Raw genomic sequence first — 24,866 nt, forward strand, 5'->3', positions numbered from 1 at the left:
GTTCGATCCGATTTCTTTCTGCTGCTTGTGGATGGGAAGCCAAGTGGCGTGCGAGACGGCTTGATTTTTCTCGACCGCAAGCGGAAGGCACAGCCATATTCAGGCTGGGCCGCAGCGTCAATCTTGGCGCGTGCAAATGATCGGTCGAGGGGCGTGATGACGTCGATTCTGGACTATCTGACCGCCGCTCTCGTTACTTTGCTGGTGGTGGTCGACCCGCCCGGCCTCGGCCCGATCTTCCTGGGCGTCACCCGCGGCATGAACAAGGAGCAGCAGCACTCGGTCGGCTGGCGCGCCAGCGTGATCGGCTTCGGCGTGCTCGCCTTCTTTGCCGTCGCCGGGGAACCCTTCCTCAGGCTGCTCGGCATCACCACGCCGGCCTTCCGTATCGCCGGCGGCCTGCTGCTCTTCGCCATCGCCTATGAAATGGTGTTCGACCGCTCCACCATGCGCAAGAACGAGACTGCGGAGACCGCCATCACCAAGGACTTCATCTCCAATGTCGCTGCCTTCCCGCTCGCCATCCCTTTGATTGCCGGTCCCGGCGCCATCACGGCCGTGATGTTGCTATCGGCCCAGACCCATGGCGAGCCGGCCAAATTCGCATCCCTGTTTCTCGTCATCGCCTTCGTGACGGCCTGCTGCTACGTCTCCTTCCGCCTTGCCGGCGTGATCAACAAGCTGCTGGGGATCACCGGCAATGTCGTGCTGACCCGACTTCTCGGCATCGTCCTGTCGGCCCTGGCGGTGCAGTTCATCGTCGATGGCGTCAGGGCGATCGTGACCGGATAAGGGCCCGCACTGCGTTCGACACCATTTCTCCGTCTCGGCAGGGCGATGACCGAGCCTTCGATCGCGCACAAAAGCAAGACGCCGGCCACGAGACGTGACCGGCGCTTCAGGCACCTTGTCGACGGGTCTGTTCCGACGTCAGAACGGGATGTCGTCGTCCATGTCGGCCGAGGAGAACTTGCTCGAACCGGCCGGTGCCGGACGGCGCTCCATCGGGCTCGACGAGCCGAAATCATTGCCCTGATAGTCCCGGGCGCCCTCACCCTGCCCACCGCCGCCGCGCGAGTCCAGCAGTGTCATTTCACCGCGATAGCGCTGCAGCACGATCTCGGTGGAATATTTTTCCACGCCCGAAGCGTCATTGTATTTGCGGGTCTGCAGCTGGCCCTCGAGGTAAACCTTGGCACCCTTCTTCAGATATTGCTCGGCGATGCGTGCCAGCCCCTCGTTGAAGATGACCACGCTGTGCCACTCGGTCTTCTCCTTGCGTTCGCCGGTGGCCTTGTCGCGCCAGCTTTCCGTCGTGGCGATACGGAGGTTGACGACCGGCTCGCCCGAATTGAGCCGCCGCACTTCAGGATCGCGGCCGAGATTACCGACCAGAATGACCTTGTTCACCGAGCCCGACATCGAGGCTTCCTTCCTTCGCTTCACAGCGTGCCGGCCGAACCGCCCTGCACGCCCCATGGCACCCCGAAAGGCGCCTCCATCATTTCTGCTCTAGCATGCTCCCGGCGCCACGCCTGCAAGGGAATTGGCTTCGTGCACAATTAGTTTTGTTCCACATTTGTTCGTGCAATGCAAGCGCCCGCCTTAACGATCCGCTTACCAAACCACCCCAAAGACCACACCATACCGCAGTCTGTCGTTCCGCCTCGAATCATGTGGGAATCTGCGGCATCTGGCCAAGAAAACCTTGCCTTTGCCCGATAACTTGCCCAACAAGCAGGTCGAAAATCAGAACCGCGCTTTCCGTCATCGCTCTTTCGCCACATTGGGCGTGCAGGGGATCCGCACACTCATTCTTAGTTCCATACGAGGGCAGCAAAATGGCAGGACCAGGACAACAGCGCGAAGCGACCGACGGAGCCAACACGGTAGCGGCTCTGGGTTTGCGGCGCGCCGCTTTGCGCGGCATGCTCGCTTCCCCGATCATCGATGCGGATGACCAGAAGGGGCTGCGCGACGAACTGGTCTCCGAGCTGCGCTCCATCGCCAATTCGATCTCCCGCGCCCCCGCCAAGAACGCCGTCGAGCTCTGCGCCAAGCTGGACGTGCTCGGCGAGGAATATCGTCCCGACGGCGACAGCGGCTCCATCCGCGAGTTGATCGCCTCGATCCGCCGTGACGTCGTCAGCCTGACCGGCCGTCCGGCGGTTCAGGAGCGCGCCTCCTTCCAGACGATCCGCCCGATGCACAATGCGCGCGCCGCCGAACCGACCCAGCAGCCGGCTTCGGGCGAAGCGGCTGGTGAAGCCAAGGCCGACTAAGCCTTTCCTTCGAGGCCGAAATCATCACCCCCGTGGAGCGATCCGCGGGGGTTTTTCTTTGGCTCTCGATCTCTCCCCTTGGCGTTGGCCGCGAGCAAAGCGTGTTCACATGCGAACGCTTGTCCCAACGCTGCGTTCCGGCACGTCTCTACAAGTCTAGGCGATTCCGTCTCGTTGGCGAAAAGCCGTTGGTTCCAAACGAAAGGGGCAGGCTCGCGCCTGCCCCCATTCATTGCATCGACCTTGGGATCGACAATCGCTCCTTATTGGGCGTTGTCGCCCTCGCCTTCATCGTCGCCGCCTTCGTCACCGCCGCCGGCACCAGGTGCGGCTCCACCGCCGTTGCCGGCGCTGAGCACCTGGCCATTGACGCTCACGGCCTTGGTTGCCGCGTCGAAGTCGACGTCCCAGACGGCCTTGCCGTCAGCACCGGTCTTGGCCAGCCCCTTGATCAGGGCAATGCCCATCAGGGCCGATTCCTTGTTGGGAACCTGGGCGTTGTTCACGGCCGCAATGATCTGGTCGAGATTGGTGGCCGAAATCGTCACCTTGCCCTTCTGGCTCGGCATGACGCTCATCTTGCCTTCCGCGCTCACCGCTCCGGCCGGGGCGGTGAAGGTGCTGGGCGCCAGGGTCACATGCGGCTGTCCGGCCATGAAGAGAGCCAGGAATTGCGGCGTCAGTTCGTTGGGGATCGGCGGATCCTTGCTCGCATCGAAATTCTCGATCGCCAGCTTGGCGATGGCCTCGAGGTCGACGCCCTCGAACTTCACGTCGATATTGCCCTCGCCCGGAACCAGCGGAGCCACCCAGCCCGGAATGGCCGGGGACTGCGGCAACGCCAAGCCATCATATTTGATGTCAATGCCATAGGAGGCATCCTTGACCGCGCCGGTCATGCCGACGCCGTAGCTCAGGCTTCCGAGCTTGACCGGACCCAACGGCGTCTCGACGGTGACCTCATTCAGCTTGGTCGTGCCGGACAGGTTGTTCCACAGTGGCAGGGCTGCAGTCAGCTTCTGCTTGATCTCGGCCTGCTTGCCGATCAATTCCTTGGGATCCTTGGAATTGGCGGCCATGCCAATGAATTCCAGCACTGTCGTAAGCTGGAGATTGTCGACCTTTCCATCAGAGGCCAGCGACTTGGCCGAAACCTTGATGGTAAGGGGCTTGGTCTTGCCAACAATGTTCTCGACGAAATCGGTGGCCGAGCCGGTGGTGCTGATGTTGACGCCCCCACCGCTGCCGGCGGTTCCGGTCAGCTTGGAGGTGATCGCGCCCATGCTCGCGGTCACGGTGCTCTCGGGATCCTCCATGTCCATCGCCATCGAGGCGCAGGTCACTTCATAGGTCGAGAAGGTCGAGATCTTCGGATCGAACACGCCTGCCGACTTGCAAGGCGCCGCAACCTTCATGGCGAAAGGCTTGTCGCCCTGGGTGCCGCTGAAATTGTAGTTGATCGGCGAATCGCTGGTCACCGCATAGGTGCCGTCCGAATTGGGTGTGGCCAGATAGGTGATCGGATCGAAGCTCGCAGTGACGCCGGCTCCCTTGAGCTGGGCCAGGGTGGAGGCCAGATCAAGCTTCACGGCATAGGCGCTGCCCTGCGGGGTGATGGACAGGATGCCCTTCTCGAAAAGGCCGCTGCCGAACGTCTTGGCCAGGCTGTCTTGCAGTTGCTTGGCGCCATCCGCCGATACGCCCTGCGCAAAGGCGGGAGCGCTCAGCAGCGTCGCGGCCAGTAGCGTGCTCCGAAAGGCCAGCCTGGCGGCGGGACTGCGGCGTTTCATGCGAAGAAGTTGCATGGAGTTTCCTTCAGTGGGTGGGAAGCCGTTTCGCGGCGCACTCTTAACCCAAAATCATGAGGTGCGCACGCTTGGGTCGATGAAAGAGCGGTGGACGTTCAGGACCGGCTGTGAACCGGTACAGCGGCACTAGGCCCCGTCAGGATCGGAAACGAGGTGCCGAAACGCACATGACACATTCAATAGTCTCCGTGACGGGAGCGTTTATCACGCTGCAGGCGAGCCATCCTGATGGCTGTTATGGATCATGGATGGGGCAGCGGACAGTTCCGTGCGTCACAAACCTTCCTGGATAGAGAATTGCGGCAAGAGCGTCGCGATGGCAGTCGAGCGGCCACCACTACTCAGGGTAGCACCCTAGCACCAGCCTTCAATCGATACATGACAAGAGGTCAAAAAAACGGCAAGAACCGGGATTGCCAGCATGAAACGTTTACGGTTTCGCAGCATTATGCGATGAAAACAAAAGTGCCCTCGGTAATGGTTCGGTGTTAGACCTACATCGCTGCTGTCCGAAAAAATGGAAGCGACAATGACAATTCTCAAGATCCTCACCGCCGTTTTCGTCCTGGCTGGCTTGGCAGCCTGCGCCAGTGACTACGGCCAGGCCGACCGCCGTCCGGCTTACGTCGTCGGGCCGGATACGCCGTTCCCGCGCTGAGCCCGGCACACTGCTCGTAAGCGTTTAGCCCAACACCCGAGCGCCCAAGGTGGCATTTGCGCGGTGTAGCAGGGCATGAGCAGCCTCCATCAGGTTTTAGCCTGCACGAACACCCTGCCATCCGGTGGGGTTTTCTTTTGTCCAAACGTCCACGGGCGCCGATTCGCTACCCTGCTGCCGACTGGCCCACATTACGGCATCCGTCTCCTGCCCCGCGGATGCACTGGGATGAATTGCCTATTTAAAAGAAATACGGGGAAAGAGAGCGCACTCTCCTTCCCCCAAAAAAGCTCTGTTTTCCGTTAAGCTTTCGCGAGATAAGTCTGCGCCTGGACACTAGCCTTGCTATCGTCGCTCGGCAGAAATAACACCCGTAAACTCTTGAACGGCATTGTTAGCATAACGGTGCTACATGGAAAATCTAACCTGTCCATAGCCCAAACTCCGTTTAGGAAGTGAAGGTCGAATTATATCGATTTACGCCAGGGTGGACGCATCATAATACCACAAAGCAAATACGCCTCTCACGATCAGGCGACGACGATCGGGTGAACAGGGGGCATCACCCCCCACGATACCGATCGGCCCAAGACAAAGTCAGGGCATGTCGAGCAGATATCTGAATGAACGGGGGTGGCGGAGACGCAGCGCCTAAAAATTCTTCTATCGATTTGTTTGTATTGATATATTTTATTACCATTAAACCGCTTCCCTACCTTCTTCCCCACTGAAAACTCGGGTTTTAGGGACGATATGGACTCCAAATTTGTGTGGATTCCCCCTGCCCGCGAATCGGCGACGATGGCAGCCACGCCCGGAATCGAACCCGGATCGGCAGCTTATATCAACCTGCGCTGATCAGAACCCATAGGCCCTTTGCGACGTCCGATGGTCATGATGTGCCAAGGCTGGTCGATGAGCTTGTTCCAGGCCTGGCAGCAATGGTCGACGATATTGTCGTGGGATGTGAAGACGCGGTTGGAGAGCCAGTTTTCGCGCATGAACTGCCAGATGTTCTCGCCCCCTCGGGCGACAGCGAAGCGCCTTCGCTTCGCGAAAGCCAGGTTCAGCTCGGGACATTTGGCAGGCAGCGAGATGATGCTGATGTTGCCGGGCATCTCAAGCTTGTTGGTTGTGTGCCAGCCAGCCTGATCCACCAGCACGACCGCGTGAGCGCCGGGCGCGACAGCCAACGATACTTCGGCCAGATGCAGCGACATGGTTTGGGTATTGCAGAAGGGCAGGACCAGGCCGGTGCCCTTGCCCAGTTCAGGGCAGATCGCGCCGAAGATGTAGGCCGATTTGGTCCTCTGATCCTTCGGCGCCGACGGCCGGGTTCCGCGCCGCGCCCAGCGCCGGGTGATCTTATTCTTCTGACCGACACGCGCTTCGTCCTGATCTGGAGGACGCGCAGCGAAACCATATCTCTATGGGCGTGCCCTTCGGGAGGGTTGCCCTGACCTGTGCCAGCTCGGCGGCAAAGCCCCGCCATGGATCGCTGGGATCGGGCCACTTTCCACAATCTCGACCAGCGCCTGGCGCTGGGCATCGTTGAGCCGGGATCGAGGGCCGGAGGCTTTGCCATCCAGGAGGCCGCCCGGGCCACGGTCATTGAACCGAACCACCCAGTCACGCACGATCTGCAAGCCCACGCCGCCGATCCGTGCTGCCGCGCTCGGGCTCCCGCCGTCGTAAATCTCGGCCAAGGCCAGCAGGCGCCGCGCTTGGTTCGCACTTCTCGACGTCCGTGCCAATCGCCGCAACGCCGCTCCGTCATAATCCGCTCGCAAGCCGATCGCCAAGCCCATGGTCCCCCCCTCCATTCAAGGGCCCATAGATCCAGACTTTCGACTGCTTGGGAATCCCCAACGTGAGTCAGTGGTCACGCAGGCTGCGTATAAGTGAAGCTAGCGCAGTTGAAGAAAATGAAACCAGAGACCAAATAGCAAAACAGATGCAGAAAAGCCCCAAAACCCATGCGATAGAGACTATCGCACAGAACAGATCTTTGAATTTAGCTCCCAATATTTTCTCTATAATTAAATATTATCGGTGTATTTGTTAAATAACTTTCATATTTTTTTCAAAACAAACATACAAATCGGAGTATATTTTAATATTTATGTCGATCGTATTTGAATCGATCGACGCTTACATTAAGTATTTCGGCCAACTTAAGGTATACTGAAAGCGGCAGACCTGTGTCACCGTCTTCAATTCGGGAAATATCGGCGACAGAGACACCCGCCAAACTGGCTAGCTTCTCACGCGAGAGCCCCATATCCTCTCTCATGGACAAAAGAGATCTTTCGGCCGCGTCTTGTGAGCGGGCTCTGGCTGACGGGGACTTGCTGTCCGACAACTGTTGCCGCTTCAGCGATCTTTGCGTATCTGCTCTCATTCTATAGTAAAGGTCTGATGTTACCGTAAGGGCGCTCTTCGGTGGGCCGCCATCAGTTCCCTTGCCTTTTGATTTTTTCATTCAGAAATCCTCGTCAAAGAGGATCCGATAACTGTTCGATAAGATGAATGTTCCCGAAAATGCACAAACGCGACACGACATCACGTGGATACATTGAGGCGATGACACTTTGTGCGCATCGCGAGCGTCACCTAAAGGGAGCAACCGTCCCGGCCGCTGTAACCGGGGACTCCGAGCGGCCAGCCCGCGCCCGGCCGATGTTTGACGTATCTTGAAGGTATGTCGTGCCGTTGCGCTCTACCTAGTGCTGAGTTGGCATTCGGGGAAATTCCCCAGACGCACGAAGGCAGGATACCATCTTGTGATCAACTTCGCTTGCAGTTTCTTAATAGAAGGACAAAAACACACTGGCCCATCAGGGTTTTTCGCCTTTGTTATTTCTTCTATACCTTAAAATACAGCGAATCATACTATAAGTATATTATTTTTTTAGAATATTTTTGATTTTATATAATTTATCTATATAATTATTGTATTTTTCTCTACGATATAGTAATTTTCAAATATTAATATACATAATTTTTTCGAAATGTCGCCAATTGGCAACAAATTTTATCTCCTATTAAAGATATTGATGGGGAGTACTCTCTTGGATTGTAGCCCTGCGCAAGCTTCTCTTCGCCGCTTCTGCTCTGGTGTGCCTCTCGGTTCCGGCTATGGCTGCGGATCTCGCGCCAGCAGCCATTGAGCCAACTGCACCGGTAGCGACGCCCTTCAGTTGGACAGGCTTTTATGCTGGCGTGAACGCCGGGTATGCCATGACCAAGTCTGAAGAAGGGTGGCGGCACACCAGCGGAGGCGATGACCCTGACGCTATTGCGCTACGGCAGTCGCTCACCAACCACTCTTACGACCTTGACGGTTTCCTTGGCGGCGCTCAGATCGGCTACAATTGGCAGCAAGGGCATTTCGTAGTCGGTGCAGAAGCTGATGCCGACTTCTACCAGAAATCATTCTCCAAAACCCGCAGCCTTCTCCCCGATTTCCCTAGCAATTCGGTTACCCAGACTGGAAAAGCGACGGGATTATATACCGCCCGCGTTCGCCTTGGTTATGCATTTGATCAGACACTCATCTATGCCACCGGCGGTTGGGCGGGAACACAGTTGGATTTTCGTGACTCGTCAGCTTATCCGGGTAGTTTCCAGGGTGTGTCAAAATCGGAATTCAAATCCGGTTGGACCATTGGGGCCGGTGTCGAGTAAGCAATTAACGATCACTGGTCAGTGAAGCTTGAATACCTCTATGCCGACTTTGGAAGCACAAAATCATCTTCGTGCAACAACTTCGCTACCGATCTTTGCTATTCGCATAAGCACGACGTCACAACAAACGTCGTACGCCTCGGCGTCAACTACAAATTCTGATCGCCTTAGCTAAGTGCTCCTGTCGGCGCAGTCACCGGCAGGGCCGCCGCTCCACCCGATCGGGCGGCCGGGCCACTCCGCACCTGAATTTCTATGTTCAGCCCCAGCGCAGCAAACGCCGCATCGATCTGATCAAGCTTTGACGCATGATCAAGCCGGAATAGGCGGTCCACGGACTCCCGCTGCCAGCCAAGCCGGCGCGCCAGTTTCGCGCGGGTGATGCCGGCCGCACGAAGAGCCGTGTAAAGCTGCACTTTCAGCTGTGTCCCCAGGTAGGGTCGAACCATGTGACGCTCCTGGACTCCACACGATCGGCCGGCGGGATATCTTGGCCGTCAGCGATGCGCGACGCTATGGCCTCTTCGATTGCATCCCTTGCGTGGCAATATGGATGTCATGGGAAGGGGGGTGGCGGAGACGCAGGGATTCGAACCCTGGATACCCTTGTGGGGTATGCTCATTTAGCAAACGAGTGCCTTCAGCCTCTCGGCCACGTCTCCAATGCCCTCCGGATAGACAATCCCGTTCCGGCAATCAAGGTAAAATCGCAACGAGCCCCAAGCTTTGTGACGGGTACTGTCATCTGCGCGATCTCTTCGGTCTCAGTCGCAGCCGATCGGAGCGTGAAAATCACCGATCTGACACGCAAAAGCCCGCGCAAAGCCCGGCAGAGATGTCGAGAAAGACACAAGCGCGGCGAAACGAGGCACCGGCACGACGAGCATTCCGTTCGAACCCCGTTTGCTTTAGAGGACAGTGCGCTCTAGCAAAACGCTCTTTGTTTCGATGCGCCTTTGCGGTTCCAGGTGATTCCGTCCAATCGCAAGGCACTTTCGGAAGCCGTGGGAGGACCTGGATGAACAGTACCGCCAAATCGAGCACTGCCGTTGCTCCCAGTCGGGACATCGAGCGCCTGCTCGATATCATGGCCGCCTTGCGCACTCCCGGCACCGGCTGCCCCTGGGATCTTGAACAGGATTTTGACAGCATCACCCCCTATACGATCGAAGAAGCCTATGAGGTCGCTGATGCGATCCAGCGCGGCGACATGGCTGATCTCACTGACGAGCTTGGCGATCTCCTGCTGCAGGTGGTGTTTCACGCCCAGATGGCACGCGAGGAAGGTCTTTTCGATTTCGGCAATGTCGTCGAGGCGATCACCACCAAGCTGATCCGTCGCCATCCGCATGTTTTCGGCGAGGCCCGGAACCTGCCGCCGGCGGAGGTGAAGAAACTATGGGCGGAGATCAAGGCGCAGGAAAAGGCCGAACGCGCGCACCGCCATCCGCCGGTTGGCCCGACGAGTGCCCTCGAAGGCGTTCCCGCCGCCATGCCGGCCCTGACGCGGGCGGTCAAGCTGCAGGAGAAGGCGGGCAAGGTCGGATTCGACTGGAACGACATTCGCATGGTGCTCGCCAAAGTGCGCGAAGAGGCTGACGAGATCGAGGCCGCCCTCGACGAGGGAGCCGACAAAGACGCGTTGGCGGCTGAAATCGGCGATCTGCTTTTTGCTGTCGCCAATATTGCCCGCCATGCCCATGTCGACGCAGAAGGTGCGCTGCGCGGCGCCAATGCCAAATTCGAGAAGCGCTTTCATTTCATCGAGGCTCGCCTGAGCGAGAAGGGCACGGCTCCGGCCCAGTCGAGCCTGGAAGAAATGGACGGGTTGTGGAACGAGGCCAAACGAGCGGGCCTATAAGCCCCGCTCCTTCTGCCGAGAAGCGCGCCGCCCCACCGAGGCAGGCCTGCATAGCCGGCGCCCGCATGGCCTGACTGGCCGCAAACGGCATTCCATGCGACAAACCAGGCTCACCTGCATTCCTCGTCTTCGCGTGATCCGCCATGTCGTCCAGCCCGCCGCCCACCGATGTATCCGCCGCTCTCAGCGTTGAGGAACGACGCGAAGCCATCGTCAATCTGGTGCGTCAGCACGGCTTCGTCGGCGTCGAAATGCTGGCGGGCCGGTTCAATGTCACCGTTCAGACGATCCGGCGCGATCTCAACGATTTGAGTGACGAGGGGCGGCTGGCGCGCTATCGCGGCGGCGGCGGCCTACCCTCCAGCGTCGCCAATATCGACTACAGTGCCCGCCAGATCTTGAACCAGGCGGAGAAGGAGCAGATCGCCAAGCTGGTGGCGCGCCACGTACCCGATCATGTCTCCATCTTCATGAATATCGGCACCACCACCGAGGCGGTGGCCGCCGCGCTGATCCATCACCAGGATCTGCGGGTGATCACCAACAATCTCAACGTGGCGACGATTCTCTCGCGGCACACCGATTTCGAGATCACCATCACTGGCGGCTCGGTGCGCAACCGCGACGGCGGCGTGCTCGGCCCGGCCTGCGTGGACATGATCAGTCAATTTCGCGTCGATATCGGCATCATTGGCATCAGTGGCATCGATACCGACGGCACGCTGCTCGATTTCGACTATGACGAGATCCGCGCCGCCCAGACCATCCTGCACAATGCGCGCAAGACCTATCTCGTCACCGACCACACCAAGTTCCAGCGCAGACCACTCCTGCGCATGGCGTCGATCACCGAAGTCAGCGCCGTCTTCGTCGACAAGGCGCCGCCTCGGGCGCTCACCGAATTGCTGGCGACCAGCGGCACGGAGCTTCATATCGCCGGCGCCTGACCGGCATCGCTGCGTTGGGCCGTCCTCGAAGAGGGCCGGCTTGATTTGTGACACAGTTTGTCATGAAAAAAACAGCCCGCGGCTCCTTTCGAATTGGAACATTGCGAAAATAGCAGTCGCGCGACGATTCAAATTTCAACACCCATTGATTGTAATTTAAAATTCGAAGGAACATTCGAGGCCCTATTATTTTACCTAAACTATCCACGATGCGACGTGTGCGGGCCAAATCCGCAGCCCAAACCAAGAAATCTCTCATATGCTGTCGGTATCTTATTATTGACGCCTCAAAGAGGTTTCACTTTTGGAACAGTTTGTAATTTTCGTTTTCCGGGAAACGAAAGGTAAAATTTTCTATTGCGAAAATACCAAACCGCGCCAACATGCCTCCCGAATGTGACGCCCTCGCCGATGAGGGGCGAAATGCAGGGAGACGGAACGCAATGGTTCAAGCCATCTCGCCACGCCCGATCGACATCCTGACTGCCGTCACGATCCGCGGTGTCGCCCGATGAGCGAGCAGGCATCCTCCAACGACATCTTCGACGTCTTCGTCATCGGTGGGGGCGTCAATGGCTGCGGCATTGCCCGCGACGCCGTCGGGCGGGGTTATTCAGTCTATCTGGCCGAGATGAACGATCTGGCCAGCGGCACGTCCTCCAAGGCTACCAAGCTGATTCATGGCGGCTTGCGCTATCTCGAATATTACGAGTTCCGCCTGGTGCGGGAGGCTCTCACCGAACGCGAGATCGTCTGGCACAACGCCCCACACCTCGTCCACCCGCTGCGTTTCGTGCTGCCCTATTTCAAAGGCCTGCGCCCGGCCTGGATGCTGCGGATCGGCCTTTTCCTCTACGACTATATCGGCGGCCGTAAGAAGCTGCCACCCACCCGGACGCTGGACCTTCGGCGCGACGAGGCCGGCAAGTCGTTGAAGCCGATCTTCTCCAAGGCCTTCGAATATTCCGACTGCTGGGTGAATGACGCCCGTTTCGTGGCCCTCAATGCCCGCGATGCCGCCGACCGCGGCGCCGTCGTCCGTACTCGCTGCAAGGTCGTCGCTGCGCGTCGCGACAGCGGCCTATGGCGCCTCCGGCTGCTGGATCAGACCAATGGTGCGGAGAACGAGGTCACCGCCCGCCTTGTCGTCAATGCGGCTGGTCCCTGGGTCGACAAGGTGCTGGCGGACGTGGTCGCGCACAAGGAGCCGAACCAGGTGCGCCTGGTCCAGGGCAGCCATATCATCGTACCCAAGCTCTTCGACCACGACCGCTGCTACATCTTCCAGAACCCCGATGGCCGTATCATCTTCGCCATTCCCTATGAGGACGAGTTCACCCTGATCGGCACCACCGACCAGGATTACAAGGACGACCCGGCCAAGGTCGCGATCACGCCCAGCGAGACGGACTATCTGTGCAAGGCGGCGAGCGAGTATTTCGCCAAGGAAATCACGCCCGCCGATATCGTCTGGACCTATTCGGGCGTGCGCCCCCTCTATGACGATCACGCCACGGCCGCCCAGGCAGCCACCCGCGACTATGTGATCAAGGAGGAGTTGATCGACGGCGCGCCACTGATCAATATCTTCGGCGGCAAGATCACCACCTATCGCCGCCTGTCGGAATCGATCCTCGAACATATCGAGAAAACGCTTGGCGCCAGGGGCAAGCCCTGGACCGCGGACGCGCCCCTGCCAGGCGGCGACATGCCCAACGCCGATCTCGACGCCTTCATCCGCTCGCTGATGGCGCGCAAGCCCTTCCTGTCCCCTGCCCTCGCCCGGCGTCTTGCCAAGGCATACGGCACGCGCGCCCTCAAATTCCTGGAAGGCGCCAACAGCATGGCCGATCTCGGCCGCGATTTCGGCAAGGGCCTTACCGCCGCCGAGATCGACTATCTCGCCGACCAGGAATGGGCCGTGACTGCCGAGGACATTCTCTGGCGCCGTTCCAAGCTCGGCCTGCATCTGCCGCCCGAGGTGGCCGGTGACATCTCCGCCTATCTCGCCGCCAGGCAGAAGGCGCCCGTTCCCCACTGAACTCGTTCTGAGACCAAACCGGACTGCAAGAACATATCGAGGAGGAAAGCATGACCAAATATGTCGGGTCCATCGATCAAGGCACGACCAGTACTCGCTTCATCATCTTCGACCGTCGCGGCGAGATCATCTCCGTCGACCAGAAGGAACATGAGCAGATCTATCCCAAGCCCGGCTGGGTCGAGCATGATCCGGCAGAGATCTGGCGCAACACCCAGAGCGTGATTGCCGGAGCCCTGAAAAAGAAGGGACTGACCACGGCCAACCTCACATCGGTAGGTATCACCAACCAGCGCGAGACGGCGGTCCTGTGGAATCGCAAGACCGGCGCGGCGGTGCACAACGCCCTTGTCTGGATGGACACCCGCACCGATAAGCTCGTGGGCAAATTCGCCAAGGATGGCGGCCAGGATCGCCTGCGCGCCAAGACCGGCCTGCCGCTGGCAACCTATTTCTCAGGCCTGAAGCTGCGCTGGCTGCTCGACAACGTGCCCGGCGCCCAGAAGGCCGCAGAAGCGGGCGACCTCCTCTTCGGCAACCTCGACACCTGGCTGGTGTGGAACCTCACCGGCGGCACCAAGGGTGGCCTGCACTTGACCGACGTCACCAATGCCTCGCGTACCCAGATGATGAACCTGGAGACGCTGGACTGGGATGCCGATATTCTCAACCTGTTCGACATCCCGCGGGCCTGCCTGCCGCAGATCCGCTCCTCCAGCGAAGTCTACGGCAAATGCACCGGCGTGCTGGCCGACATCCCCGTAGCGGGCATTCTCGGTGACCAGCAAGCCGCCCTGTTCGGCCAGGCCTGCCTGCAGCCGGGCGAGGCGAAGAACACCTATGGCACCGGCTGCTTCATGCTGATGAACACCGGCGACAAGCCCTTCCACTCGACGGCCGGCCTGCTGACCACGCTTGGCTACAAGCTCGGCGACAACAAGCCCGTCTATGCCCTGGAAGGCTCGATCGCCATCGCCGGCGCTCTGGTGCAGTGGCTGCGCGACAACCTCAACCTGGTGAAGACCGCACCAGAGATCGAGTCTCTCGCCAATACCGTGAAGGACAATGGCGACGTCTATTTCGTGCCGGCCTTCTCCGGCCTTTACGCGCCGCATTGGAAGGAAAGCGCCCGCGGCGTGATCGCCGGCCTGACGCGCTTTGCCAATAAGGGCCATATCGCGCGTGCCGCCCTGGAGGCGACCGCCTATCAGACCCGCGAAGTGCTCGACGCCATGACCAAGGATTCGGGTGTCCAGATCAAGGAACTGCGGACCGATGGCGGCATGGTCGTCAATGAACTCCTGATGCAGTTCCAGTCCGACATCCTCAATGTTCCGGTGGTGCGTCCCAAGGTCATCGAGACGACTGCATTGGGTTCGGCCTACGCGGCCGGCCTGGCGACGGGCTATTGGAACTCCACCAAGGACATCTCGGAAAACTGGGGCGTCGACAAGCGCTGGCATCCGATGATGAAGGAAGAGCAGCGCAGCAAGCTCTTCAGCGCCTGGAACAAGGCCGTCAGCCGCTCGCTCGACTGGGTCGACTGATCAACACCGGCAAAAGGGCCGCACCGGGGGGTGCCGCCCCATAACAAGAGGAAACATACCATGGCAGTTGGGTTTATCGGCGAGCTCATGGGCACCGCTACGCTCGTCCTGTTCGGTGACGGCGTGGTCGCCAATGTGCTGCTGGCCAAGAACAAGGGCCAGAACTCCGGCTGGATCGTCATCACCGCCGGCTGGGCCTTCGCCGTGCTCTGCGGCGTGCTCGTCGCCGTTGCGGCCGGTGCCCCGGGCCACCTCAATCCGGCGGTGACCCTCGCTTTCGCCACTGCGACCGGCGATTGGAGCAATGTCGTCCCGTTCATCGCGGCCCAGTTCATCGGCGCCTTCATCGGTGCGATCCTGGTCTGGCTCGCCCATCTGCTGCATTGGGGCGAAACCGAAGACCAGGGTCTCAAGCTCGCCGTTTTCTGCACCGGTCCCGCCATCCGTAACTATGGCGCCAATCTGGTGACGGAAATCATCGGCGGCTTCGCCCTGCTGTTCGTGGTCGCGGCCATCGGCTCCAAGGCCGTGGCGACGCCGGGTTATCTCGCCCCCTTCATCGTCGGCATGGTGGTTTGGGGCATCGGCGTCTCGCTTGGCGGTCCCACCGGCTATGCCATCAATCCGGCCCGCGACCTCGGACCGCGCATCGCCCACGCCGTGTTGCCGATCCCCGGCAAGGGCGGTTCGGACTGGGGCTATTCCTGGGTGCCTGTCGTCGGCCCGGTGATCGGCGGCATCGTCGCCCTCATGCTCGCCAAGGCGACCGGCATGATGTAACGGGCGCGCCTGCAAGAGGCCAAGCGTCTTACCCCTGAAAATGGCCGGTTCGTCCGGCCATTTTTATTGCCGCCGTTGCAGCGGCGTTACGGGCGTGACAGCTTCGCGAGCAGTCATGGGGGGTGGCCTTTCAGGTCCCTTTCGGAGCAAGGCGGCGATGAGACGCATCCTGATCACGGGCATGTCCGGAACCGGCAAGACTTCGGTAATCCGCGAATTGCTGGCCCGAGGCAACGAGGCCCATGACCTCGACACGCCGGAATGGTCTCATTGGGTCCCTGCCGCCCCGGGAGACGATCTGATACCCGGCCAGGGAGAGGACTGGGTCTGGCAACTCGACAAGGTCGCGGCCCTGCTATCACGGTCGACGTCCGGGCCCGTGTTCGTCAGCGGCTGCGCCGAGAACATGGTTGCGCTCCTTCCCAAGATCGACGCCACCATCCTGCTTTCGGTTCCCCTCGCAACCATCCTGGCGCGGCTCGCGGCCCGCACCGGTGGCGGTTACGGCCATGCCGAAGCAGAACGTCGCAAGGTCGCCGAACTGGTCGCGGCGGTCGAGCCGCTGTTACGCCAGTCCGCCGATTTCGAGATCGACACCCGCCAGCCGGTCCAAGCGACCGTCGACGCGATATTTCGGTTCATGCGGGCCGACTGACCCCGGCGCGCCTCCTGCCATAACGGCGCCATCACGCCCCTCCCCCTAATCTGGCGAACCGATCGCATGCGAGGGGGCTGCCATGCCATATGAAGGTACTGTCGGGCTTGGGCGATCGCGCCTGCGGCATATCGGGCACGGAGCCGGCCTTTGCGCCGCCGCCCTGGGGTTTGCCTTGAGCACAGCCCCAGCCGAGGCCGCGCCCGTCATCACCTGGGAAGTGGCCAACCGCTTCCCGCTGTTCCGCAACGAAGACCATTTCCGCGCTCTTGCCGGCATCTATGCAGGCCTCCCCCTGGCCGATCGGCAGAACCAACCCGTGATGGCGTTGGAGGTCGAACTCGAAAAACGCGCCGATGCCAGGCAACTCGGCAAAGCCTTTGGCGATCCCGCAACGATCTGGCGTTTCGGCTGGGCCTCCGCCCTTGCCCGCAGCACCTGTTTCAGCGAAACCAATCGCGGGCACTGGGCCTGCAAGCTGACCAATGGCGAGGATTATGTCGGCGCCCGCAAGGCCGACATCCTCGCCAGCGTCAGGGAGGCCCCTGCGGGCCGTGAGTGCCAATGGCTGGTCAATGGCGCCGTGGCGGCGGCGACAGCCTGCGGCGCCGCGCAGATCCGCCTTGCCGGCATTCCCATCGATGCTGTCTTTACCCTGAGCGTCAAGGCCGATGGCGTGGTGCTGGGCGAAGCGGCCGAGCAGATCATCCGGCCGATCACCGTCCTCGGCATGGGCGATTCCTTCGCCTCTGGCGAAGGCAATCCGGACAAGGCTGCGGTGCTCGGTACCGACGTCAACAATTTCCAGGAATCTTCCCACCTGCCGGGTGAATCGGGATGGCGCGGCCGCCTGCGGCTTTATCCCCTCCGCGACAAACACAATTTCGACAAGAGCTTCGGGATCGGCGCCCTATGGATCAATCAGCAGTGCCATCGCTCGCTCTATTCGCACCAACTCAAGGCCGCCCTGGCGATCGCGCTCGAAGCGCCGCATGTCAGTGTGACCTATCTGGGCTATGGCTGCACCGGGGCGGAGGTCTTCGAGGGGCTTCTCGGCTATTGGACAGCCCGCGACGACGTTCCCAAGGATCGGCGGGGTAAAGTGGGTCAGTACGATGCCTCACCACAGTTGATGCGCGCCTTGCGTGACCTCTGTCCCAGGCCCCTGAAGGGCTTCAACCGCTTCTCGCCGCCACCGCGCTTTTCCTGGGAGAGCGATCTCAAACGCTGCGCCGCCTTCAAGCGCAAACCCGACATCCTGCTGCTCAGCATCGGCGGAAACGATATCGGCTTTTCACGGGTCATTGCCGGTGAAGCCCTGGTTGCGAGCAGTAACTTCCTCTCGCTCCGCCGGGCGGCCGAAAAACTATGGATCAAGGGGGTCGATCCAATCACCTTCCAGGACGCCACCGCCATGGAGAGTTCGCTGGCCGAGCGGTATCGCATCCTGGGCCAAGCCATTGAACGGCTCCTGGGCCTGAATGCGTCCCAGGTCATTCAAACCGGCTATCCTCAGATGCTGCACACGGGCACCGGCACCTGCCCACATGCCCCGAACGGCGAAGCCGGAACGGCTGGAATGGACCTTCACGAGATCTTCCGGATCAGCAAACCGACCACTGGACAGGAGTCCGTCACCTTCGTCGATGGTCTCAATGCCAAGATCCGCGATCTCGGTAGCGACATAGGCTGGCAGGTGGTGACCGGCTTCGCCGCGGAGTTCAAGGGCCACGCTTTGTGTCAGCCGGGCATGGCGGACGGCAGCAATGCCCCGGACGGGCTACGTTTTCCGGTCAGCAATCCCACGGGGCAACGCTGGATCCCGTTTTCGCCGCCGGCCTGGCAAGCCTACCGGCCGCGCCAACGCTGGTTTGTCACGCCAAACGATGCCTTCCTCACCGCCAACACCATGCGCACGCTGGCCGGCAGTGGCGGCGATCCTCATATGAACGGTCGAGCTCAGCCGGTCCTGGCCGCCACTCTCAGCGGCTCATTCCATCCCAATGCCCTCGGCCAGGCGGCCATGGGGGACGGGGTATTGAAAGCGCTACGCCAGAAGCTGGCCTTGCCCGACCCCAGCGCTCCGGCACCCTAGCGACCACTTTTGTCGCGCGCCCGGCCCCCGCCAATCCCCGCCATGCAGCCTCATCTCGACAGGACTGCAACCTGGCAAAGGCTCCAATATTAACCATGTTGCACGAATGCAAACTGCCCGATTCCTTCCGCCAAGAACCAGAAAAACTACCCTCTTTGTTCCTGATTAACGCCATTTCAGCTGGTAAAGCGTCTCAAATCAACGCCGGAACCCGTTGCCATTAATATATTGGGCTGAATCTTGTCTAACGGAGCCTTGCTTCTGTCCGATTCGAGACCAACAGTTAATATTCAGTAAATGAGCTATTCATCGTAGCGTAGCGTAAGGATGCTCAAGGATGAAGAGACTTCCGGGTTTGATCCTGATCACCGGTCTTGCCGTCAGCACGGCTTCCTGCAGTTCCAGCCCGGCTGGGCGGGCCTTCAATGGGGCCCTGATCGGTGGCACCAGCGGGGCCATCGTCGGCAGCCTGGTCGCTCGTCAGCCGACCACCGGTGCGTTGGTCGGCGGCGCCATCGGGGCAACCACAGGCGCCGTCGTCGGTCTCGTCACGACGCCCGAGCCGGCGAGGACCAGTTGGTTCTGAAGCCAGCGCTCAAAGCTCGCCCTGGAGCGTTTTGCGATTTGACGGCGCGCTTTGCTCTGGGAAGCAGAGTCCGTGGCGCCAGCCGGACAGCCAGAGGCAACGCGGACTGGTACCAGTTCCGCCCCTCCAATTGACGTTCGCGCCCGCCGAGCGCCATAGTCCGGCTGTCGTTTTACGGCATGTGCGGAGTGCCCTCGATGTCGAGACCGGTCATGGGCCTGGCGGGGACCGTCATTCTGACGATCTGCACGGCGCCGCCGGCATTCTCGTCGGAACAGACGCCGTGGCCACCTCGCGATTCCGGGCAGCCCGATGCGAGCGTGGCCATCACGAGCGCCTGGGCCGCCGTGCTGCGAGACATTCACGACTTCGCCGGCCTGCAGAAGGCGGCCGGCGCCGGCGGCAAGCTTCTTTCCGTCGATGCCGATCTGGAAACGCCCAGAGCGATCTATAGCAGGGATTGCATGGCCGCGGGCGGATGAGGGTTTTTCTCTATCGCACCGGGGATTTTGGCGTAGCGATCACGCCCGCGGACGGAGCGGGCGAAATCACCATGAACAATGCGGGGGCCTTCGTTTGCCCGACCTGCTCGCCCCCGGTCGATGCCTGCGGCCGGCGACCGTCATGGGTGTCGCACAGTGTGCATTGGGATGGCTCGGACTGCCATTGCACCATCACCGGCCCGCAGACACTTCGGCCCGGCCCGTGTTGAAGGCAGGTTCAGCCTAGTCGAAACCGGCAACCAGGATCAGCTCTCGGCTATCCGGCCTGACTGGCTGATAATCCCAATCCCCGTACCATGTCTGCCGCGAAAACCCGGCTTTCGCGGCGAGCGCCGATATCGCGGCCTGTGACGCGAAGCGCAATGTGTTGTGGCTGCAGACTTCCGTTCCATCTTCAAAACGATAGATGGAGCGGAACGATACAAGTTCGCCCCTCTTCTCGACATCGACATGAGCCGTGCCGGCACCTGTCGAGGGGCCCGACATCGATTGGCCGGCCCATTGTTTCCAGGCCTGCGCGTCCGGATTGCGCGTCTCGAAAGCGAAACGCCCTCCTGGCACTAGTCTTTGCTTCACGGCCAGTAAGAAGGCTAGCGACGTCTCGTCGTCGAGCAGAACCTGGAAAGCATGCCCAGTCATCACCGAGAGATCGAAGTGCCCCTGGACGTCGCTGACCAATCCCTGAACCCAGCGCACCAGATGCCCATGCGGACGCGAGCGGGCGATGTCCAGCATGGCTGCAGCAGGATCGACGGCCGTGACGTCATGCCCCTGCCTGGCAAAGGCTGCTGCCATCATCCCCGTCCCGCATCCGATGTCGAGGATGGCCTGGGCCGGCTCTCCCGCCAAGGCGAGGTAGAACTCGCTATCCGGCCCCCAGGGGTTCTGTACGTCGTAGAGAGCCGCAAGACGCGGGTCCGTGTAATGCGCGCTCAGCTCATTCAACAGCCACGATCCCGAACCGCCGCCTGACCTGCTCTGCTCTTTCCGGAGCCACGCGGACGGAGACATGGGTGACGCCATCTTGATCAGTCTCGCGAGCCAACACGTCGGTATTGGCATGGAGCCAGGCAAGGCCTGCCCCGTCCGCTGGCGGGATATCGATGGCAAGCGTCAGGCGCCCGGCAGCAACCACCGCCTCGACCCGATCAAGCAGCACCGGCAGTCCTTCTCCGGTCACGGCCGAGACGACGATCGGCCGATTTTCGCCATCACGCCGTGAAGCCGTCAACAACGCTTCGCGCGCCGGCTCTTCGATGAGATCGACTTTGTTCCAGACCTCGATCACCGACTGCCCGGCGCCCTCCTCGATACCGAGGCTGGCCAGGATGGAGCGCACATCGCCAGCCTGGGCTTCGGTATCACCATGAGAGATATCGCGCACATGCAGGATGACATTCGCTTCCAGCACCTCTTCCAGCGTGGCACGGAAGGCCGCGACCAGCATGGTCGGCAATTCGGAAATGAACCCCACCGTATCCGACAGGATTGCCTTGGTGCCGTGCGGCAGCTTGAGCGCGCGCAGCGTCGGATCCAGCGTGGCGAACAGCATGTCTTCCGCCAGTACCTCGGCTCGGGTCAGGCGATTGAATAGTGTCGACTTGCCGGCATTGGTATAGCCAACCAGCGCCACGATCGGATAAGGCACCTTGCGCCGGCTGGCGCGATGCAAGGAACGGGTGCGTTTCACCTGCTCCAGTTCACGCTCCAGCTTGACGATGCGATCCTGCAGAAGGCGCCGGTCCGACTCGATCTGGGTTTCGCCGGGACCGCCGAGGAAGCCGCCGCCGCCGCGCTGGCGTTCGAGATGAGTCCAGGACCGGACGAGGCGTCCCTTCTGATAGTTGAGATGGGCGAGCTCAACCTGCAGCGTGCCTTCCTTGGTGCGCGCACGCCGGCCGAAGATTTCCAGAATCAAGCCGGTGCGATCGATCACCTTGGCGCCCCAGGCTTTCTCGAGATTGCGCTGCTGCACGGGCGACAGGGCGCAATCCATCAGCACGAGGGTGATCTCCTCGGCCTCGACGACCGCCTTGATCTCCTCGACCTTGCCTTTGCCGATATAGGTCGAGGGGCGGATTTCCCCGAGCGTGACCACGACGGCGCCGACCACGTTGAGATCGATGGCGCCGGCGAGGCCGACGGCCTCCTCGAGCTTGGCTTCGGGTGATCGAACCAAATCGCTTTCGCTCCGGCGCGAAAGCACCGGAGCGACGACGTAGGTTCTTGTGCCGGAAGCAACTTCCAGCTCATGCGCATCGATGCGGTGCGCCGGATCCTTGAGAGTATTTGCTGTCAAACGTCAACTTTCGGGCGGGGTTGCCCCCACCACCGCCGGTACGGCAAGAATCAAAGCTTGTCCGCGCCTTCGATCTCACCGCCTTCGAAGAGCTGGACGGGGTGGCCCGGCATGATCGTCGAAATCGCGTGCTTGTAGACCAACTGGGAATGACCATCGCGGCGCAAAAGCACGCAAAAATTGTCAAACCAGGTCACAACGCCTTGCAACTTCACACCATTCACCAGGAAGATCGTGAGCGGGATCTTGTTCTTGCGGACATTGTTGAGAAACGTGTCCTGTAGATTTTGGGTGCGCTCCGCCGCCATAATACCCCCGAAACTCCTTGACCGCGGTTGGTCCGCGGACGTTCACAAGCAAAATCAGCCAACGCTGACGCGCCTGCCTTTCATGCAATCATCCTACATAGTCGACGGGGATGCTGCGTCGCGCAAGCAAAAGTTTGCAATCCCAACGCGTCATTCCGCCCAATCTGTCGGAATGATCGCAGATGGAGGTCAAGCCGTCATCTGTCAAGCAGCAATGGTATGCCCGCCACTAAAGTGAACGCTCGGCCACCTCGTGAAAGCGTGCCCGTAACCGCACCGTGAGGGCCCCCGGCTTGCCATCGCCGATGGTCGTATCGTCGATGCGCACCACCGGCATGATCAGCGCCGTCGCCGCCGTCACGAAGGCCTCTTTGGCCGCCTTGGCCTCCGCCAGTGTGAAAGGCCGTTCGCTGACCAGCAGATTGTCGCGCCGGGCAAGGTCCAGCAGCGTGGTGCGGGTGACACCGCGCAGAATGCCGCTCTCGGCCGGGCGCGTCAGCAGGGTATTTTCCCGGGTGATGATCCAGGCATTGCTGGCCGCCCCTTCGGTGACATAGCCGTCCTTGTCGATGAACCAGGCCTCCTTGGCGCCGCGCTCCTTGGCCCGTTGCCGCGCCAGTGCATTGGGCAAAAGCCCCGTGGATTTGATATCGACCCGCTCCCAGCGATTATCCGGCAGGCTAATCACCGAAATACCGCTCGCAGCGCCGGCCTCCGCCTTGCTGCGATCGACGGAGCGGGCGGTCACCACCAAGGTAGGCGGCGTATCTGCCGCCGGAAACACGAAATCGCGCCGGGCCGCTCCGCGCGTCACCTGAAGATAAACCAGGCCGTCGCGGACGCGGTTGCGCCGGACGGTCTCACGCGCGATCACCCTGAGAGCCCCCTCGCTGGCCGGCATGGCGATACCCAGTTCCGAAAGCGAGCGCTTGAGTCGAGCCAGATGGCGGGTTTCGTCGATGAGCCGACCGCCGAAAACCTCGCAGACCTCATAAACCCCGTCGGCAAACTGGAAACCGCGGTCCTCGACATGCACGCAGGCATCACGCAGCGGCACATAGACCCCGTTCACATAGGCAATACGGCTCATCACGGCCTCGGGCAAGCTTCGGCCGGCACCAGACAGCAAAGCTCACCGCCCAGACTCGGCCAAGATTTGGCAACCCTCACGGTGTGCCGCAGATTCAGGTCAGTGACAACCTGCGATCGGCCGTCATGGCAGCCAGAAAGGAGAGCCCTGGGCAAAACGCTTCCACAGCTTGTGCAACGAGCCGGCGGCGACTTCCTTGTCGCGGGCCTGCCAGCCACTGATCAAGCCAGCACCACGATGCAGGGCCGCATCCGGCGATTCGTCAGTGAGCACCGTCAGCAGACCACCCGTCGTCGCCGCGTCATTGGCGAGGCCAAGCCCTTCCTGGAGGTCCGCGAGCCGGGCGAGATAACGCTGCGCCTCTTCCTTGGTATCATAGACGTTACGGAAGAATTCGGCACCGTAACGCAGCTTCTTCAGCACGAGCCGCAGTTCGTGCTGGGCCACCGGCTCCAGCCGCCTGAAATGCTTTCCCCCTTTCAGGGCACGGCGATGCAGCCGTTCGAGCGCCTGGCGGGCGAATAGGTCGGCCGTCTCCGCCAGGATGCCGAGCGAGCCGCTGGCGATATCGTTGCGCCAGGCACGCCTTTCGACGGTGCGGCCGAGCGTCAGCAGGAAACGATTATAGCGGGCGCCGGCGAACAGCTCGCGCAAATGCTGATAGCCATGCAGCCGCCGCGGCTCGACATGAGCCCGCATCGCGGCAAAGGCCTTCTCGTCAGGGCAATGGGCTTCGATGCCGGGAATCGTATCCACCACCAGCACATCCCAATTGCGCACGGGGCCCAGCGTGGATGCCAGCCATTTGGCCTCGACCGCCAGCAGCGCGAGGGTCGGTGAGCCGATCTGGCGCTGGAGGATCGAAATCGCGGTGCGCATGCGTCGCAGCGCCACTCGCATCTGGTGCACGCCCTCGGGCGTCCTGCCCTCCTCCACCACGGCCTGATTGGCCGCCATATGGCGGTGGCAGTCGCCGAGCAGCTTGGCGACGATCTCGTCGACATTGTCGCCGGCACCGATGCTGCCCTTGCTGGCCCGCACGCCCTCGGCGGGCGGATCATAGGCGAGTCTGTAGCCGCGATCGGCTTTCGCCAGCGTGCCGACGCGAAGAGGGGCGGCATCGAGCAGGGCCAGGGCAACATCGTAAAGGGCGCCGGCGTCGCCGCCCTTGAGCTCGAGCTCGAGCTCGCAGATGGCCTCGCGGCGCTCTCCGACCCGTATCTCCCCCTGGTCGAAGGCGAGCTCCAGATTGGCGGCCGGCAGGTCGAGTGCCTGGATGCGCCTGCGAAACTTGGTGACGAAGACCGCCTCGAGCACGCCGTTGCCGACGCCGTCCATACCGATTTCCAGCGCCTCGGGCGGCAGCAGCGCCAGATCCGGCTCCAGGCTCGGCACGGGCACTTCCCATTCATGGCGAGCCAGGGGATTGGTGCCGCTGGTCGGGCGTTTCAGGGTCTGAATGAAGGTCTTGCCGCTCTTGCGCACCCTGAGGGCGATCTTGTTGCGATAGAGCTGGCGATCGGGCGTGTCGTAATAGGCGTTCTCGAAATTGCGAAAGACGCCGCGATTGCGCGCATGCTGGGCAATGACCGGAACTGCAGCCAGAGAATCGAAGCTGCCGGCGGGGGCCAGCAGCTTGAGCTCGATTTCCCGATTGGCAGCCGGGACCGGCAATGTCGGTGCTGGCATTGCCGGTGCGGGTCTACTGCCTGTTTCCAC

Annotated in this window: 22 protein-coding genes, 1 tRNA gene and 1 pseudogene; 13 read left to right on the top strand and 11 right to left on the bottom strand. The window is 61.0% G+C overall.

Features of this window, described 5'->3' with window-relative positions:
• The first annotated feature begins 156 nt into the window (after nucleotides 1–156).
• Nucleotides 157–792 (top strand): MarC family protein, encoded by a 636-nt coding sequence (locus ACR9ZN_RS11870; RefSeq protein ID WP_434956659.1) that lies wholly within the window; start codon nucleotides 157–159, stop codon nucleotides 790–792.
• A 138-nt stretch (nucleotides 793–930) separates the two neighbouring features.
• Here the strand turns inward: ACR9ZN_RS11870 and ssb are convergent, their stop codons facing one another.
• A complete protein-coding gene (gene ssb / locus ACR9ZN_RS11875; RefSeq protein ID WP_149255008.1) occupies nucleotides 931–1,422 on the bottom strand; it encodes a single-stranded DNA-binding protein in 492 nt (163 codons plus the stop codon).
• Nucleotides 1,423–1,841: 419 nt separating this feature from the next.
• Here ssb and ACR9ZN_RS11880 point away from each other — a divergent pair, with 419 nt between their 5' ends.
• The gene (locus ACR9ZN_RS11880) at nucleotides 1,842–2,282 is read left to right on the top strand and encodes a hypothetical protein (RefSeq protein WP_481272309.1); all 441 of its coding nucleotides are present in this window, start codon (nucleotides 1,842–1,844) and stop codon (nucleotides 2,280–2,282) included.
• 263 nt (nucleotides 2,283–2,545) lie between these two features.
• On the opposite strand, the gene ACR9ZN_RS11885 is transcribed toward ACR9ZN_RS11880, so the two are convergent.
• Nucleotides 2,546–4,087: a hypothetical protein gene (locus ACR9ZN_RS11885; protein ID WP_434956662.1), complete on the bottom strand. Its 1,542-nt coding sequence runs from the start codon at nucleotides 4,085–4,087 to the stop codon at nucleotides 2,546–2,548.
• A 532-nt stretch (nucleotides 4,088–4,619) separates the two neighbouring features.
• Between ACR9ZN_RS11885 and ACR9ZN_RS11890 the strand changes: the two genes are divergently transcribed.
• Complete coding sequence (locus ACR9ZN_RS11890) at nucleotides 4,620–4,748, top strand: YgdI/YgdR family lipoprotein (RefSeq protein WP_245197435.1); 129 nt, start codon at nucleotides 4,620–4,622, stop codon at nucleotides 4,746–4,748.
• Between the two features lie 839 nt (nucleotides 4,749–5,587).
• On the opposite strand, the pseudogene ACR9ZN_RS11895 reads toward ACR9ZN_RS11890, so the two are convergent.
• Both ACR9ZN_RS11895 and ACR9ZN_RS11900 read right to left on the bottom strand, forming a co-directional pair.
• A pseudogene (locus ACR9ZN_RS11895) lies at nucleotides 5,588–6,571 on the bottom strand (IS630 family transposase).
• A 290-nt stretch (nucleotides 6,572–6,861) separates the two neighbouring features.
• Nucleotides 6,862–7,230 (bottom strand): helix-turn-helix domain-containing protein, encoded by a 369-nt coding sequence (locus ACR9ZN_RS11900; RefSeq protein ID WP_481272310.1) that lies wholly within the window; start codon nucleotides 7,228–7,230, stop codon nucleotides 6,862–6,864.
• 632 nt (nucleotides 7,231–7,862) lie between these two features.
• On the opposite strand from ACR9ZN_RS11900, the gene ACR9ZN_RS11905 reads away from it, so the two are divergent.
• Nucleotides 7,863–8,435 carry an outer membrane protein gene (locus tag ACR9ZN_RS11905; RefSeq protein ID WP_481274349.1) on the top strand — a complete coding sequence of 191 codons (573 nt, stop codon included), beginning with the start codon at nucleotides 7,863–7,865 and terminating at the stop codon, nucleotides 8,433–8,435.
• 167 nt (nucleotides 8,436–8,602) lie between these two features.
• Here ACR9ZN_RS11905 and ACR9ZN_RS11910 read toward each other — a convergent pair whose 3' ends face one another.
• Together ACR9ZN_RS11910 and ACR9ZN_RS11915 are read right to left on the bottom strand one after the other, a co-directional pair.
• The gene (locus ACR9ZN_RS11910) at nucleotides 8,603–8,884 is read right to left on the bottom strand and encodes a hypothetical protein (protein WP_481272311.1); all 282 of its coding nucleotides are present in this window, start codon (nucleotides 8,882–8,884) and stop codon (nucleotides 8,603–8,605) included.
• A 122-nt stretch (nucleotides 8,885–9,006) separates the two neighbouring features.
• Nucleotides 9,007–9,097, bottom strand: a tRNA-Ser gene (locus ACR9ZN_RS11915).
• Nucleotides 9,098–9,453: 356 nt separating this feature from the next.
• On the opposite strand from ACR9ZN_RS11915, the gene mazG reads away from it, so the two are divergent.
• The 9 genes from mazG (at nucleotide 9,454) to ACR9ZN_RS11960 (ending at nucleotide 19,429) form a co-directional block, all read left to right on the top strand.
• Nucleotides 9,454–10,296, top strand: a complete 843-nt coding sequence (gene mazG, locus ACR9ZN_RS11920; RefSeq protein ID WP_481272312.1) for a nucleoside triphosphate pyrophosphohydrolase — start codon at nucleotides 9,454–9,456, stop codon at nucleotides 10,294–10,296.
• Between the two features lie 143 nt (nucleotides 10,297–10,439).
• Nucleotides 10,440–11,243, top strand: a complete 804-nt coding sequence (locus tag ACR9ZN_RS11925; RefSeq protein WP_481272313.1) for a DeoR/GlpR family DNA-binding transcription regulator — start codon at nucleotides 10,440–10,442, stop codon at nucleotides 11,241–11,243.
• Between the two features lie 511 nt (nucleotides 11,244–11,754).
• Entirely contained in the window at nucleotides 11,755–13,284 is a 1,530-nt protein-coding gene (gene glpD / locus ACR9ZN_RS11930) for a glycerol-3-phosphate dehydrogenase (protein ID WP_481272314.1), read from the top strand.
• Nucleotides 13,285–13,334: 50 nt separating this feature from the next.
• Complete coding sequence (gene glpK, locus ACR9ZN_RS11935; protein ID WP_434956668.1) at nucleotides 13,335–14,831, top strand: glycerol kinase GlpK; 1,497 nt, start codon at nucleotides 13,335–13,337, stop codon at nucleotides 14,829–14,831.
• Nucleotides 14,832–14,891: 60 nt separating this feature from the next.
• The gene (locus ACR9ZN_RS11940; protein WP_434956669.1) at nucleotides 14,892–15,611 is read left to right on the top strand and encodes an MIP/aquaporin family protein; all 720 of its coding nucleotides are present in this window, start codon (nucleotides 14,892–14,894) and stop codon (nucleotides 15,609–15,611) included.
• Between the two features lie 157 nt (nucleotides 15,612–15,768).
• Complete coding sequence (locus ACR9ZN_RS11945) at nucleotides 15,769–16,266, top strand: AAA family ATPase (protein ID WP_481272315.1); 498 nt, start codon at nucleotides 15,769–15,771, stop codon at nucleotides 16,264–16,266.
• 175 nt (nucleotides 16,267–16,441) lie between these two features.
• A complete protein-coding gene (locus ACR9ZN_RS11950) occupies nucleotides 16,442–18,361 on the top strand; it encodes an SGNH/GDSL hydrolase family protein (protein ID WP_481272316.1) in 1,920 nt (639 codons plus the stop codon).
• Between the two features lie 337 nt (nucleotides 18,362–18,698).
• Complete coding sequence (locus ACR9ZN_RS11955; RefSeq protein ID WP_105862915.1) at nucleotides 18,699–18,947, top strand: YMGG-like glycine zipper-containing protein; 249 nt, start codon at nucleotides 18,699–18,701, stop codon at nucleotides 18,945–18,947.
• Between the two features lie 197 nt (nucleotides 18,948–19,144).
• On the top strand, nucleotides 19,145–19,429 hold the full coding sequence (locus ACR9ZN_RS11960) for a hypothetical protein (protein ID WP_481272317.1): 285 nt from the start codon (nucleotides 19,145–19,147) through the stop codon (nucleotides 19,427–19,429).
• A gap of 243 nt (nucleotides 19,430–19,672) precedes the next feature.
• Here ACR9ZN_RS11960 and ACR9ZN_RS11965 read toward each other — a convergent pair whose 3' ends face one another.
• The 5 genes from ACR9ZN_RS11965 to ACR9ZN_RS11985 form a co-directional block, all read right to left on the bottom strand.
• Nucleotides 19,673–20,395, bottom strand: a complete 723-nt coding sequence (locus tag ACR9ZN_RS11965) for a class I SAM-dependent methyltransferase (protein WP_481272318.1) — start codon at nucleotides 20,393–20,395, stop codon at nucleotides 19,673–19,675.
• On the bottom strand, nucleotides 20,388–21,749 hold the full coding sequence (gene hflX, locus ACR9ZN_RS11970; RefSeq protein ID WP_454814117.1) for a GTPase HflX: 1,362 nt from the start codon (nucleotides 21,747–21,749) through the stop codon (nucleotides 20,388–20,390). The genes ACR9ZN_RS11965 and hflX overlap by 8 nt, the downstream gene beginning before the upstream one ends.
• A 50-nt stretch (nucleotides 21,750–21,799) precedes the next feature.
• A complete protein-coding gene (hfq, locus tag ACR9ZN_RS11975) occupies nucleotides 21,800–22,057 on the bottom strand; it encodes an RNA chaperone Hfq (protein ID WP_068290859.1) in 258 nt (85 codons plus the stop codon).
• Nucleotides 22,058–22,286: 229 nt separating this feature from the next.
• Entirely contained in the window at nucleotides 22,287–23,147 is an 861-nt protein-coding gene (locus ACR9ZN_RS11980; RefSeq protein WP_481272319.1) for a D-amino-acid transaminase, read from the bottom strand.
• A 123-nt stretch (nucleotides 23,148–23,270) separates the two neighbouring features.
• On the bottom strand, nucleotides 23,271–24,866 hold the full coding sequence (locus ACR9ZN_RS11985; protein ID WP_481272320.1) for a CYTH and CHAD domain-containing protein: 1,596 nt from the start codon (nucleotides 24,864–24,866) through the stop codon (nucleotides 23,271–23,273).

The organism is Labrys sp. HAY1-8F (assembly GCF_056754975.1).